Source organism: Citromicrobium bathyomarinum, assembly GCF_021021475.1.
Taxonomy (GTDB): Bacteria; Pseudomonadota; Alphaproteobacteria; order Sphingomonadales; family Sphingomonadaceae; genus Alteriqipengyuania; species Alteriqipengyuania bathyomarina.
The window spans coordinates 579174-592871 of the sequence record NZ_JAINWL010000001.1 but is presented as its reverse complement, the minus strand read 5'-3'; the positions used below and the strand labels follow the sequence as shown (position 1 = coordinate 592871).

The following is a 13698-nucleotide window of genomic DNA, read 5'->3' as shown; positions in this document are numbered from 1 at the left end:
CAAGCGGTTAAGATTTGGGTCTCGGGACGCTATCTGCCCAATTCGCTACCCCCTTGCAGACGCATCGGGACACCGGGCGAGCGGGAACGGCCGCTAGTCTTCCTGCTTGGCGAGGAAGGCGTGCGGATCGATTCCTTCCTCGCGGAAGATGTCCATCACCTTATGATAGACGTGCGGCGCCGGCGTGTTGAACCGCGCCCTGACTTCTTCGAGCGGCAGCGCGAAGAGCTCCTGGATCGGTTGCTCGACGATCCTCGGGCAGCCTTTGCCATTGCGCCGTGCCTCGCGCAGCGCGCCGATGATCGGCGCGCGCGAACGCAGCGCCTGGGCCCGGACCATCAGTGCGCCGATCCACGCGAGATAGAGATGCCCGGGGCTGGGCCGCTGGTGATACATGTAGGCGAAGATGCACTGCTCGCCCAGAATGTCGCGCCCGTAGCCGGTCACGATATGCAGGATGTCGTGGAAATCGCGCAGACGCTCGATGTACCAGTTGACCCCGTCGTCGAAATAATTGGCGTCCTCGCGCGCCTTCGTGGCTTCGACCATTCCGGCGGCGGTCAGTCCTTCGCGTTCCATGAAGTCGCAATAGGCGTGGGCGAAGCTGCCCCTGGGTGTGCGCCGCAGGGTCTCGTGATCGTCGAGGAAGGTGGGCAGATACGGCTCGGCCCGATAGATCTCGCGCCCGCGCTCGGTCTGCAGGAAGGCCGCAGCCTCATCGTGCAACTCGCGCCAGGGCAGGTTGTCGAACACGGCGACGACCTCGTTGGTCTGTTCCTTGTCCTTGATGTAGCGTTTGAAGTGATACCACGCCTTGCCGACATTGCGCCGCGGCGGCTTGCGATCGGGATGGACGACCGGGCGGATGTCCACCCGTCCGCTGATCTCGCGCACCAGCACGTCGTCGCAGGGCACGCTGCGGCTTTCGGTACCCTCATGCAGCATGAAAGAACGCGCATCGCCGCCGTCGTCGTGCGGTGCCGCCTGCGCAGCGGGATCAAGAGCGGTGCCAGAGGAAGCCATGACGCCCTGATTGTCTAGCATGGTTAATTTTGTGTCAAACGCGTTAACAAATGTTATCGGGTCCAGCGACCGCGTGGCGTATCGGCGATCGGCGCGACGATCAGCCGGGAAGCCCCCAGACCTCGGACAGGGTCGCCGCCAGCCGCCGGTCGAGCGCGCGGCAGATATTGGCCCAGAATGCGAATTCCTCCCGATCCCCGGTGGCGAATGCAGCTTCGGCCCGCGCATGCGCATCCTGCGCGGCGTTGAGGTGGTGCTGCGCGAAATGGCCCAGCGCCGCGCGGATTTCCGCCTCGCTCTGCGGCTGGCGCCCGGGGCGCAGGTTGTCGTTGGCCGCCTCGGGTATCCGCAAGGGGGCGGAACCGGCCTGGCATATGCGGAAGGAGGGGCGGGTAGGGGCGAGGCCGCGACTCATTCGTGATGAAATCCTGCGTGGTTGGGGGGAATACGCCCGGGGTACGTGGCGGCGCGTTTAGCTTTCGCGGATAAGCAGGGTTTCCAGGTACTTAACCAGATGCTGCATGCAGGGGCGGCACCCGCGTGGGGCTCAGTTCGGCTGGCCGATCCAGCGCCCGCTATTGGCGTATTCGGGCCGCACGCTGCCGGATCCCTCCTGCGCTTCGGTGGGCTGCTGGCGGACGGGCTGGCTGCGCGGCTGGGCGATCTCTGCCTGCCGCGTATTCTCGCCATTCAGGCCCGTGGTCGTGGCGGTGCGGTCCGCGACTTCATATTGCCGGGCAATGGCGACCGGGTCCGGCGCGGGGTCGGCGGAACGGGCCGCGATCGCGGGCTGGGGAAGCGGTTCGCCGCCGCGATAGACATCGCTGAACGCCGCCGGTCGGCTTGCCGCGCCGGGCCAGCGGTAGAAGCGGTGCGCGCCGATCGTGCCGATATGCGCAAGGCTGGGTGCCCAGTACGGATTCACCCAGGTGGTGTGGTAATGCGTGGCGAGGCCTACCGGCGCATAGACTTCGCCCGAGAGCGCGCGCCGCGCCACCGAGAGCGCACGCGCCCAGTAGGTCGCGGATGGCTTTCGCCCCAGCGATCCGTCGCAGGTAAAGGTAAACTGGCACCCGGTGCGCCGCTGAGATCCCTGATAGACCACGCCGCACACCGTATCGGGATAGGCGGGGTGGGCGACCCGGTTGAGGACCACCTGCGCGACCGCGCGCTGGCCGCCTTCGCTTTCGCTCGCCGCCTCGTAATAGACCGCCTTGGCGAGGCAATCGAGCGCGCGCGCCTTGTCGATTCCCGTCCCCCGGCTGACGAAGCTGCGCGCTGCGGGCCCTGCGGTCTCGATCGCGATTGCGGCATCGGGGTCGCCGTTCCATGCAGCAATCGGGTTGACCCCGGTGCTGCTTTCCACGGGCATGTTCACCGTGCTTGCCGCGGCGGGCGGATCGGCGAGGAAATAGAGCGCCGAGCCGGGGAAGGTTGCGCCCGCCCGTTCGAACGGCATCGGTTCGACCTGATTGCTGGCCACGATCGCGCTCGCCTCGGGCGCAACCTCGGGCAGGCCCCATTCGGCATGCGCCGCCATCGCCGGCAGAGCGATCGCGCCGGTCAGCACCGCGATCCCGTGCCACGCCTTGCGACGCATCGGCGCGCGCCTGGCGGGCGTGTCGCGGTGCGAAGCGCTGGGTTCGGCCTGATGGCGGGGTTGGTGCAAAGGGGGCTTTCGGCAGAGAACAGACGGGGGTGGTGCGGCCAGCTTAGGCGTTAAGGGTTTGGGGGTCGCCCGGCACTGACCGCTTCGTATATATACGGGACACATCGCAGAAAGGCGTGAAAGAAAACGGTTAACGCGAACCTCCACCGGCACCCTGTCGCCGACGCGAGGTTGCGCGCCGGAAACGATGCTCTTATGCGCGGACCCAGTATCGCAGGTGTGGCTGCGGATACGGCTTGTCCGGGTCCGCTGCCGCCTAAGAGGGAATGGAGTCGAAAGCTCCAGCTGCCCCCGCAACTGTGACCGGGTAGCGGACCGCCCGAATTGCCACTGTGCCCAGCTTGTCGCGGCACGGGAAGGTGGGCGGAACCGTGCTGATCCGGGAGCCAGGAGACCTGCCCGCGATGCGTCGTTCGACCACGGGCGGGGTGCACCGGGGAAGCGGAGGAAAGGCGCAGGCAATTCTGGCCCACGCCTTCCGTCATGAGCGACAGCACTGCTTGTGATGGAGAAATTATGCGTACATTTCTGTTTCTTGGTGGCTCGATCCTGGGTCTGACCGCGCCTGCCTATGCGCAGGACGCGTCGGATGCAGATGCGGGTGCCGATGAGATGGTTCTGGCCTCCGACGCGTTCGAGATCGATGAAGACGCGATCACCATCACCGTCACCGGCAACCCCAGCGAGGTCGAGGATACCGGCCAGCCCGTGACCGTGATCGGCGCAGAGGAAATTGCGCAGATCCAGGGCCCCGATCTGACCCGCGTGCTGCGCCGCGTGCCCGGCGTCACCATAAACCGCACCGGCGGGCTGGGCGCGACCACCGGCGTTTCGGTGCGCGGTGCCTCGAACGACCAGCTGCTGGTGCTGATCGACGGGGTGCGCGTGGCCGATACAGCGTCGCCCGCAGGCGCGTTCGACTTCGGCACGCTGACCAGTTCGAATCTCGCCAAGGTAGAGCTGCTGCGCGGCGCGAACAGCGTGATCTGGGGCGCCGATGCGCTCGCCGGGGTACTCGTCGCCTCCACCGTGGAGCGCAGCGGGCTGGGTGGCTCGGTCGAGGCAGGCTCACGCAGCACGGTGGCCTCCAGCATCGAGGGCGGGCTTGCGGGCGATGCCGGCTTCATCGGCGGTTCGGCGAGCTATCTGACCACCGATGGCTTTTCCGCCGCAGCCAATGGTACCGAGCCCGACGGTTTCCGTCAGTTCGCGGTCAATGGCCGCGCGCGCGCCTATATCAGCCGCACGTTCGAGCTGATCGGCAGCTTGCGCTATGCCGAAGGAACGCTGGATATTGACGGCTTCCCCGCGCCGTCCTTCACCCTCGCCGATACCGACGAAATTCAGGAAACCAGCCAGCTTTCCGGCAATGTCGGCGCGATCTACGATGGCGGCGCGCTGTTCCTGCGCGGTGGCTACAGCTTCTCCGACACCGCGCGCGACAACCTGCCCGGGCCGGGTCAGGCGGCGACGTTCGAGAGCGACGGCCATTCCGACCGGCTGGAACTGCGCGGCGAGTGGCGCCCGATCGGGCCGCTAATCGTCAATTTCGGCGCGGAAAACCTGTGGTCGGACTATGAAAGCACCTCCTACGGGGCGACCAGCAGCGCGGACACCAGTATCTTCGGCGCTTATGTCCAGGCGGGGATCGAGTTCGGCGGCCTCGCCGGCCATGTCGGTGTGCGGCAGGACGAGCACGAAGATTTCGGCGGCGCGACCAGCTTCGGCGGTGACCTGACCTTCGAAATTGTGCCCAACCTGCGCCTGCGCGCCAGCGTGGGCGAGGGCTTCAAGGCCCCGTCGCTCTATCAGCTCTATTCGGATTACGGGAACGCGATCCTTCAGCCCGAGGAAAGCACCAGCTACGATCTGGGTATCGCCTATGGCACCCGGACCTCGCCCTTCTATGCGAGCGTGACGGCGTTCCAGCGCGACAGCGAGAACCTGATCGCCTTCGTCGGCTGCCCGGTGCAGACCGGGATCTGCGACAATCGCCCCTTTGGTACCTACGACAACGTGTCGCAGGCGCGTGCGCGCGGGGTCGAGGTCGAAGCAGGCGCAACGCCGGTCAACGGCCTCACGCTGCGTGCCGCCTATGCCTATACCGAGGCCGAGGATCGCAGCACCGGCACGGCCAATTTCGGCAATGAACTCGCCCGTCGGCCGAGCAATGCCGCCACCTTGTCGGTCGACTGGGCACCGCTGCCCGATCGGGTCGGCGTGCCGGTGATCGGCGGCGATCTGCGGATCGTGGGCGAGGCGTTCGACAACGCGGCCAACACCGTGGTGCTCGACGGTTACACCGTGTTCGACCTGCGCGTCTCCATGCCGCTGGGCAAGATCGCGGGCGAGCGTCCGGTCGAGATTTTCGCCCGGGCGGAAAACCTGTTCGACGAGGAATACCAGACCGCAGCCGGCTATGCGCAGGCACCGCGCGGGATCTTCGCCGGGCTGCGCGTGGGTCTGTGACCATGCGCGCGCGGGCGCTGGCCATCGCATGTGTGCTGGCGGCCTGTTCGCTATCGGGATGTGCAGTCCCGCCAGCTCCGCATGCACGGGGCGAGGGCCTGCGGATCGTCAGCCTCAACCCGTGCACCGATGCGATCCTTGCGAAGGTCGCGCCGGACAAGCTGGTCGGTGTCTCGCATTACAGCCACGATCCGTCTGCCGCCTCGATGCCGGTGGCAGAGGCGCGGCGCTGGCCCGCCAATGGCGGGTCGGTGGAGGACATCCTTGCTGCGCATGCCAATATGGTCGTCGCCTCCAGCTTCCTCCCGACGGCGACCCGCAAGGCGCTGGACGATCTGGGCATTCCGGTGGTGACGCTGGGCATGGCCAATGATGTCGATGGCAATCTGGCGCAGGTGCGCGAGTTGGCCGAAGCGGTCGGCGAGCCGCAGGCAGGCGAGGCGCTGGTCGGCCAGATCGAGGCCGCGATCGCCGCTGCCGCTCCGCAGGACGCACGCGCCGACCCTGCCACGATCCTGTGGCAGCCGGGCGGGATCGTGCCCGGCGATGGCGCGCTGGTGGTCGATCTCATGCGCCGGGTCGGGCTGCGCCCCGCCTCGGCCACGCGCGGGCTCGGCCAGGGCGACCGTCTGCCGCTGGAAGCAGTGCTGGTCGATCCGCCCGAGCTGCTGTTGCACGCAGGCCCGCGCGGAGACGAGCAGTCGCGCGCGCTCCACCATCCCGCGCTGCGCAAGCTCGGTCTGCGCAGCGCCGAATTCGATCCGCAGCTCTATTATTGCGGCGGCCCCAGCCTGATCCGCGCAGCCGAGCGGCTGGCGCAAATTCGGGATGAGGCGGCATGAGCCGCGCCAGCGCGATCCTGCTGGCGGCCCTGCTGCTGGCCATTCCGCTGTCGCTGGTCGCCGGGCGGACCTGGATTTTCGGGATCGAGGAATCGCGCGCGCTGCTGATTATCGCCGAGCTGCGCCTGCCGCGCGCCCTGCTCGCGGTCACCGTCGGCGCTGGGCTCGGCGCGGCGGGGGCGGCGATGCAGGGCTATCTGCGCAATCCGCTGGCCGATCCGGGCCTGTTCGGGATCGCGCCGGGCGCGGCGCTGGGCGCTGTCCTGAGCTTTTCCTTCGGCCTCGCGGCGAGCGGCTGGCTGCTGCCGATCCTCTCGCTGGCGGGAGCGGGCGCGGCGATGGCGCTGCTCGCGCTGCTGGCCGGGCGCGGCGGCGGCATCGCTCTGTTCACGCTCGCCGGGTTGATGATCGCGAGCCTTGCGGGCGCGCTGACCAGCCTCGTCATCAGCCTTGCCCCCAATCCCTGGGCGCTGAGCGAGATCGTCACCTGGCTGATGGGCGCGCTGACCGATCGCAGCTGGGCCGACGTGATGCTGGCAGCGCCGATGACGCTTGCGGGGATCGTAGTACTCGCCCGCGCCGCGCCCGCGCTCGACGCGCTGACCTTGGGCGAGGATGCCGCGCGATCGATGGGGGTGGACATGGAAAAACTGCTCATGCTGCTGGTCGCGGGCGTGGGGCTGACCATCGGCAGCGGGGTCGCGGTCGCCGGGATCATCGGTTTCGTCGGCCTGATGGTGCCGCATATCGTGCGCCCGCTGACCGACCGCCGCCCGTCTTCGCTGATCGTGCCTAGTGCGCTGGGCGGCGCGCTGCTGGTGCTGGTGGCGGACAGCGTGCTGCGCATGCTCCCGCTGGTCGGCGAGTTGCGGCTGGGCATCGCCCTGTCGCTGATCGGGGCGCCGTTCTTCCTGTGGCTGCTGCTGCGCCTGCGGCGCGGCGGAACGCTGGGGCTGACCTGATGGAGACGCCGATGCTGGAAGCACACAAGCTGGCCCTGAACGATCGGCTGCGCGGCGTCTGCACAACGATCGCGGCGGGCCGCGTCACCGCGATCTGCGGGCCCAATGGCGCGGGCAAGTCGACCCTGATCCGGCTGCTCGCCGGTGTGCTGGAGCCGACCGGGGGCGAGGCGTTGATGGATGGCGTGCGCCTGCGGGACTTGCATCCCAAGGCGCGCGCGCGCGAGGTCGGCTATCTGCCGCAGGAACCGCAGATCGCGTGGGACCTGTCCGCCCGCAATCTCGTCTCGCTCGGGCGGCTGGCGCATGGCGATGCGCGGCGCGAGCCGGTCGACGCGGCACTGGCGGCGATGGGGCTGGAGGCGCTGGCCGATCGCCCGGTCTCGACCCTGTCGGGCGGGGAACGCGCGCGGGTGCTGCTGGCGCGGGTGCTGGCGGGTGAGCCGCGCTGTATCCTTGCCGACGAGCCCTTCGCCTCGCTCGACCTGGCCTACCAGGCCTCGCTCGCCCAGCACCTGCGGACGCAGGCGCACGAGCATGGGCGCGCGGTGGTCGTCGTCGTCCACGGCCTCAGCCTGGCGCACAATCTCGCGGATCGGGTGCTGCTGCTGAACGACGGGCTGCTCCATGCAGAGGGTCCGCCGGAATACGCGCTTTCGCCCGAGCACCTGCGTGCCGTGTTCGGGGTGGAGGCGCACTGGCTGGGCGAGCCGGGGGCAAAGGTGCTGTCGCTCGCCGCCGGAGACGCATGACGGGATTTGTCATTTGAGTGTCCGCGGCGATGGCGGTTTATGATCTCTCGCCGACAATCGACGAGGATGCTTCGATGCTGCGCCTGCTTCTTGCCACGGTCCTGGCGGCCACCGCCATCACGCCTGCGCTCGCCCGCGAGGATGCCGATCTCAACAGCCAGTTGAGGGCGATGGCCAAATGGAGCAACGAGCCGTGGCATATCGCGGCCTATGAGAAGATCCTCGCCGATCCGGGGCTGACCGATATCCAGCGCGCGCGGGTGCTCAATTTCCGCGCCAATGCCCGCTATGGCGCGGGCGACAAGCTGGGCCAGCTCGCCGATCTGGACCTGCTGGTGGAGCGCTATCCCAACGTCCCCAATGCCGAGGCGTACCGGACCGATCGGGCCTATGCCTATGTCCAGGCGTGGCACCTCGCCGATCGCGCGCTCAAGGGATTGAACAGCCTTGGCGGCCCGAGCGGCAGCGAGCTGCGCGATCTGTGGGAACTGGGCTACTGGGAAGACGTCGCCGCCTTCGCGCTGAAGAACGGCGCGATCACCATCCGCAACACCGAACAGGCGCGCGACATCGCGCGCAAGCTGGCTGCGTCCGGGCGCGGTACGCCGCAGATGTGCGTCGCGGTGATGAAGGACAAGCAGCCGTGCGAGATCGGCCCCGGCGAACCCTCGCCCCAGCCGCTGCAGGGTGCAGGGCTCGCCGCGGCCCTGGCGGCCCTGCAGGTGCGCGCAGCGGTCTACAAGACAGACTGAGTCCGTATCCGCTGCACAGCTGACGCGAGGTCAGCGCCCGCGCTTCTCGAAATCGGCCTCCGCCTGGGTAAGCGTGGTGAGCGGCACATCGTCGACCAGTAGCTTCAGGACATCGGCGATCACCTGCCGACCATTCGCCCCGCTGGTGAACACAACGATTCCTAAACGCTTGTCAGGCTCGAACAGCGCGACGGTGCGTTCGCCCCAGTCCTTGCCGCTGTGCAGGTGGAAGCGGTTGATGCCGGTATCGAGGATGATCCAGCCAAGACCGAATCCGTTGGCCTTGGCGCATTTGTCCGGCGGGATCAGGCCGGGAGGGCAGACCTGCTGGGTCTGGTCGTCGTAGATCGTGCCGCGCGCTTCCACCAGTTCGGGCGTCAGGCCGTCGCCGCGCATCGCAGCGGCGACGAAGCGGGTGTAGTCGCCGATCGTCGTGTGGACGTTATCGGCCGCGTTCCCCTGGGGGCTGTTGTCCGGCAGGCGCAGGGAACCGTCCTCGCCGCGCACCATCGCCACCCGGCCTTCCCATGACGGGTCAGGGGTAAAGAAGGTATCGCTCATCCCGACGGGTGCGAACAGCGCCTGCTGCGCCAGCCGATCGAGCCGGGTGTCGGTCGCCGTCATCGCATAGCGGGCGGCCATGACGTAGTTCTCGCCCGAATATTTCGCCTGCGTGCCCGGCTCCCAGTCGAGGCGCAGCTTGCCGCCTTCCATCCGCTCGCGCCAGTTGTCGGGAATACCGGTGCGATGCGACAGGGCATGGCGCAGCTTGATTTTCTGCGCACGCGGTTCGTCGGTCAGGTCGCGGTCGACGAAATGCGTCGCCAGCGGGGTGTCGAGATCAAGCGTGCCCGCTGCGACCAGCCGCAGGATGGTTTCCGCGACCAGCGGCTTGGTCAGCGAGGCGATGTTGTACAGCGTGTTGTCGTCTGCAGGCTCACCCGGAGCGCGCTCGCCATAGACGGCAGTCCACGCGACTTCGCCATCCTCGATCCAGCCGACGGCAAGGCTGGGCACATTGTTCTGCGCCAGCATGGCAGGGGCGGTCTCGTCCAGCGCCAGGCGCTGCGGGTTCGCGACCGTCTGCGCCTCGACCGGCTCATCCATCGCCGTGCATCCTGACAGAGCCAGTGCGGCAACCGCCGCGGTCATACCGAATTTCACTCGATTTTCCTCCCCAATGTATTAGTGACATAATACAGTAGAGAGGCTGGCGAACAACCGCGACCATGTCGTTCGTCGAACGAAAAAGGCCGGGTGCAGAGACCCGGCCTTTCCCTTTGCAATGCAAAGCTTGCGTGTTGCGGCGTTCGCCTAGTCGACGCGGCCGTCCGAAGTGCCTTCCGCAGTCTGCTCGGGCGTGCCGGGCTCTTCGTCGGCCAGGCCCAGCGCGATCAGCATGTACTTCACGTCCGGATCGCGGCCCGCGAAGTTGCGGTACATTTCGCCGTAATCCTGCGTCCCGCCCTGGCTGAGCACGGTCGCGCGATAGTGATCGCCGTTCTCGCGCGTCAGGCCGCCGTTCTGCAGGAACCATGCACGGCTGTCGCGGTCGAGCATCTGGGTCCACAGATAGCTGTAATAGCCTGCCGAATAGCCGGTCGGACCGGAGAAGATGTGGTTGAAGTACGTCGTGCGGTAGCGCGGCGGCACCAGAGCGACTTCCAGCCCCAGTTCGGACAGCGAGCGATCGGCATAGGCCGTCACCTTTTCAGGCGTATCGATCGCAGCCGCTTCGTCCTTCGAGAGCGCGTGCCACTTCATGTCGAGCAGCGCGGCTTCCAGCACCTCGCCGAAATCGTAGCCCTGGTTGAACTTGGACGATGCCTTGATCTTGTCGACCAGCGCGGTCGGGATCGTCTCCCCGGTCTTGTAGTGCTTGGCGTAGTGCTGAAGCACTTCCGGGTAGGTCGCCCACATCTCGTTGACCTGGCTCGGGTATTCGACGAAGTCGCGCGCGGTCGCCGTGCCCGACAGGCTCGGATACGTCTGGTCGGCGAAGAAGCCGTGCAGCGCGTGGCCGAATTCGTGGAATGCGGTCTCGACCCAGTCGAAGCTGACCAGCTGCGGCTCGCCAGCAGGGGCCTTGGGAATGTTGAGCACGTTGTAGATGACGGGCTTTTCATTCCACAGGTCGGACTGGTCGACGAAATTGCTCATCCACGCACCGCCGCGCTTGGAAGGGCGCTGGAACGGGTCGAAATAGAACAGGCCCAGTTCCGAACCGTCGCGGTCCTTCACGGTGTAGACCCACACGTCGGGATGGTAGGTCGGCAGATCGTCGCGCTTTTCGAAGGTCAGGCCGTACAGCTTGTTGGCGGCGTAGAACACGCCATCTTCCAGCACCTTGTCGAGCTGGAAGTACTGCATCACCTTGTCGTCATCGACCTGGTAGCGTTCGGCCTTGATCTGGTTGGAATAGCGATACCAGTCCCACGGCTGGACTTCGAAATCGCCGCCATCCTCGGCGATCTTCTCGTTCAGCACACCCGCTTCGCGGCGCTGGGTTTCGGCCAGCGCGGGGACCATCTGGCCCATGAAGTCGAGCGCGGTCTGCGGGCTTTCGACCATCCGGTCGTACATGGTGTAGCTCGCCCAGTCGGGCTTGCCGAACAGAGCGGCCTTTTCGGCGCGCAGCTCCACGATCTTGGCGACCAGCTCGCGCGTGTCGATGTCAGTCGTGCCGTCGGCGCGGTGGTAGCTGGCCATGAACAGCTTTTCGCGCGCATCGCGGTTTTCCATGCTCGGCAGCAGCGGCTGCTGCGTGGTGTTCTGCAGCGCGATCGCGAACTTGCCCGGCTGGCCCGCTTCCTCGGCCAGATCGGCAGCGGCGGAAATGTCCGCTTCGGAAAGGCCGGCCAGCTCTTCCCGCGTGTCGAAGAACACCGGCTGGTCCGCCATCGCGGCGCGCGCGGTCTGCGCGAATTCGGTGGTGACGGTCGAAAGCTCGGTGTTGATTTCCTTCACCCGCTCACGCTCGGCATCGGTCAGCATCGCGCCTGCGTGGACCATGCCTTCGTACGTGTCCTCCAGCAGCTTGGCGTCTTCGGGCGTCATGCTCATCGCGGCGCGGTTGTCGTACACCGCCTTGACCCGGGCGAAGAGCTTGGGGTTCAGCGTGATCGAGTCCGAATGCGCGGCGAGGACGGGGCTGATCTCGGTATTGATCTCGTCCAGAGCGTCGGTGGTGTTGGTGCCGGTCAGGTGGAAGAAGACCGCGCCCACACGGCCCAGCATCCGGCCCGACTTTTCCAGCGCGACGATCGTGTTGGCGAAGGTCGGCGGCTCGGGATTGTCGATGATCGCCTGCACTTCGGCCTTCTGGATCGCCATACCCTGTTCGAACGCGGGCATGTAGTCTTCTTCGGCGATCTTGGTGAAGTCGGGCGCCTTGAACGGCAGGGTGCTTTCCTGCGCGAAATAGTTCTCGATGCTCTCGGCTTCCGCTTCGCCCTGGGTCATGGTGTCGCCTTCGCTGGTCTGGGCCTGTGCCGTCCCGTGATAACCGCCCGCAAGGGCAAGGGTTGCAGCAGTGGCGAGAAGAATACGCATGTAAATTCGCTCCGTTGTTACGGTGAAAACTGGGTTGGCTATGGCCTAGCAGAGCCTTCTTGAACAGCGGCTTGCCGAGGCTCGATGCTCTAATCCGGTGCTTGCGCAGGCTTGGCAGGACCCGCTTCGCCCAGCGCCTGCTTGTTGATTGTAACGATTCTTGGTCGGCCTCCTTTGCGATCGACCACCAGCCAGATCGATCCCAGTTCCAGGAAGGCACCCTGATCGGGCACTACGGTCAGCCCGTCGAGGTCGATCCGGCGCAGGAGGGCGAGTACGTCCTGGTCGAACACCTCGGAAAAGCGCGCATCGACGTCTGCTGGATCGGTCAACTCGCGGCGATTGCCCTCGTCGTCGATGTAGAGCAGCGGCAATCCGATCTCCTGCAGGATCGCCGCCTTGTCGTCCGCCTGCGCGGCCGCGCGGATTTCGCGCAGGACCTGTTCAAACTGGCTTGCGGTGGTTCCGGTGGAGCATGAGATTGCACCGCCCTCGGCCGAGTCGTGCTCAAGATCGAAGCGCTCGTCGCGCGTCTCTTGATCCTGCCACACCAGCAGCAGGCAATTGTCGGTCTGAGTTTCGGATGCCGCCTGCGGCGCAGGGAGCGGCGTATCCACTCCCGCCTCGCGCGCGGCAGGCCCCTGCGCGGGGTCTGCGGCAGGTGAGCAGGCGGAAAGCGCGCAGGCGGCAAGTGCGCCGCCGAGCCCGGCAAGCAGCGGGACCCTAGCCGGGGCGCACATCCGCATAATTGGCCTCAAGGAAAATCTGCGCGCGTCGTTCGGATCGATGGACGAGCCCGCCCGCGATCCGCCCGCCGGCGAAACGGTAATCAAGTTCTTCGGCAATGCCTGTATAATCCGCTAGGGCAATCGCCCGGTTGAGATCGGGGCTCTCGCTTTCGGAAAGCGTTCCTTCGCCCACATTATACGCCAGATCGACCAGCGCATCGAATTCGTGCTGATACAGCTTCAGATCGCCGACCACATCGACCACCGCCTGTTCGGCGGTTTTGAGGTCCTGCGCAAGGAACGCCATCGCCTGCTCGCGGGTGATCCTGTCGCCCACCTTCAGCCCGTCTTCGGGTCGCACCAAATGGCCGATGCCCACCGTGGGATAGCCCGCGACATCGCGATAGACGGTCAGCCGCATCCCTTCTTCCTGCGCTAACGCCTTGCGCATCCGCTCGCTGGTGGCGAGCAGGGCCGCGTTCACGCGGGTGAAGTTGGGATTGGTCTTGAGATTGGTTTGATACGACCAGCCGCGCACATCGTCCGAGGTCTGGCCCGGGGCGCAGCTTCCCAGCGATCCGGCGGCGACGGATACCGCGGCGAGCGCCCATGGAGCGCGCTTGAGCCGTCGGCGCAGTTTTGCGCTGCGGGGCGTGTTGTCGCCTGAATGCATGGCGCGCAGCTTGGCCCGGGCCCCGCGCTTCTTGCGCGCGATATTCGGCCCCGAGTGGTCGCGAATAGTGGTGGGGCCGGTCATTCCCGGCCTCCCACGGCATCTGCGCCCCTGCTGCTTGCTGTCGCCTCGCGGGCGATCATGCGGTTTCCTCCTGTTATCTTACTCTTTCAACGGGCGAGGCGTAGGATAGGTCCGCAACTCGTCGGGCCTCGTTAACGTTTCGGAGCGGTTGGCGACCGATTTGCGCCCTTTGCGAAGGCTGCCGCGCTGGGC

12 protein-coding genes and 1 riboswitch are annotated in these 13698 nt (G+C 66.6%); of the genes, 5 read left to right on the top strand and 7 right to left on the bottom strand.

Annotation, left to right across the window (positions count from 1 at the left end):
* Positions 1-93: 93 nt before the first annotated feature.
* The 3 genes from K7H93_RS02970 to K7H93_RS02960 all read right to left on the bottom strand — a co-directional run bounded on the left by K7H93_RS02970 (position 94) and on the right by K7H93_RS02960 (position 2623).
* On the bottom strand, positions 94-1044 hold the full coding sequence (locus tag K7H93_RS02970; protein ID WP_230782409.1) for a Coq4 family protein: 951 nt from the start codon (positions 1042-1044) through the stop codon (positions 94-96).
* Positions 1045-1123: 79 nt separating this feature from the next.
* On the bottom strand, positions 1124-1438 hold the full coding sequence (locus tag K7H93_RS02965) for a hypothetical protein (RefSeq protein WP_230782407.1): 315 nt from the start codon (positions 1436-1438) through the stop codon (positions 1124-1126).
* A 132-nt stretch (positions 1439-1570) separates the two neighbouring features.
* The gene (locus K7H93_RS02960) at positions 1571-2623 is read right to left on the bottom strand and encodes a cell wall hydrolase (protein ID WP_230782406.1); all 1053 of its coding nucleotides are present in this window, start codon (positions 2621-2623) and stop codon (positions 1571-1573) included.
* A gap of 272 nt (positions 2624-2895) precedes the next feature.
* Positions 2896-3109: riboswitch (cobalamin riboswitch) on the top strand.
* 99 nt (positions 3110-3208) lie between these two features.
* On the opposite strand from K7H93_RS02960, the gene K7H93_RS02955 reads away from it, so the two are divergent.
* From K7H93_RS02955 to K7H93_RS02935, 5 genes are read left to right on the top strand one after another with little or no spacing between them, the layout of a single operon-like run.
* Entirely contained in the window at positions 3209-5161 is a 1953-nt protein-coding gene (locus K7H93_RS02955; RefSeq protein ID WP_230782405.1) for a TonB-dependent receptor plug domain-containing protein, read from the top strand.
* A 2-nt stretch (positions 5162-5163) separates the two neighbouring features.
* A complete protein-coding gene (locus K7H93_RS02950) occupies positions 5164-6003 on the top strand; it encodes an ABC transporter substrate-binding protein (RefSeq protein WP_230783147.1) in 840 nt (279 codons plus the stop codon).
* Entirely contained in the window at positions 6000-6965 is a 966-nt protein-coding gene (locus K7H93_RS02945; protein ID WP_230782404.1) for a FecCD family ABC transporter permease, read from the top strand. The genes K7H93_RS02950 and K7H93_RS02945 overlap by 4 nt, the downstream gene beginning before the upstream one ends.
* A gap of 11 nt (positions 6966-6976) precedes the next feature.
* Positions 6977-7717, top strand: coding sequence for an ABC transporter ATP-binding protein (locus tag K7H93_RS02940; protein ID WP_230782403.1), 741 nt, complete (start codon positions 6977-6979; stop codon positions 7715-7717).
* 29 nt (positions 7718-7746) lie between these two features.
* Positions 7747-8469 carry a hypothetical protein gene (locus K7H93_RS02935; RefSeq protein ID WP_230782400.1) on the top strand — a complete coding sequence of 241 codons (723 nt, stop codon included), beginning with the start codon at positions 7747-7749 and terminating at the stop codon, positions 8467-8469.
* A 30-nt stretch (positions 8470-8499) separates the two neighbouring features.
* Here the strand turns inward: K7H93_RS02935 and K7H93_RS02930 are convergent, their stop codons facing one another.
* The 4 genes from K7H93_RS02930 to K7H93_RS02915 all read right to left on the bottom strand — a co-directional run bounded on the left by K7H93_RS02930 (position 8500) and on the right by K7H93_RS02915 (position 13506).
* Positions 8500-9633 carry a serine hydrolase domain-containing protein gene (locus K7H93_RS02930; protein WP_230782399.1) on the bottom strand — a complete coding sequence of 378 codons (1134 nt, stop codon included), beginning with the start codon at positions 9631-9633 and terminating at the stop codon, positions 8500-8502.
* 150 nt (positions 9634-9783) lie between these two features.
* Positions 9784-12021 (bottom strand): M3 family metallopeptidase, encoded by a 2238-nt coding sequence (locus tag K7H93_RS02925; RefSeq protein WP_230782397.1) that lies wholly within the window; start codon positions 12019-12021, stop codon positions 9784-9786.
* A gap of 89 nt (positions 12022-12110) precedes the next feature.
* Positions 12111-12761: a hypothetical protein gene (locus K7H93_RS02920; protein WP_230782395.1), complete on the bottom strand. Its 651-nt coding sequence runs from the start codon at positions 12759-12761 to the stop codon at positions 12111-12113.
* Entirely contained in the window at positions 12745-13506 is a 762-nt protein-coding gene (locus tag K7H93_RS02915) for a lysozyme (RefSeq protein ID WP_230782393.1), read from the bottom strand. Before K7H93_RS02915 ends, K7H93_RS02920 begins: the two co-directional genes overlap by 17 nt.
* Positions 13507-13698: the final 192 nt, after the last annotated feature.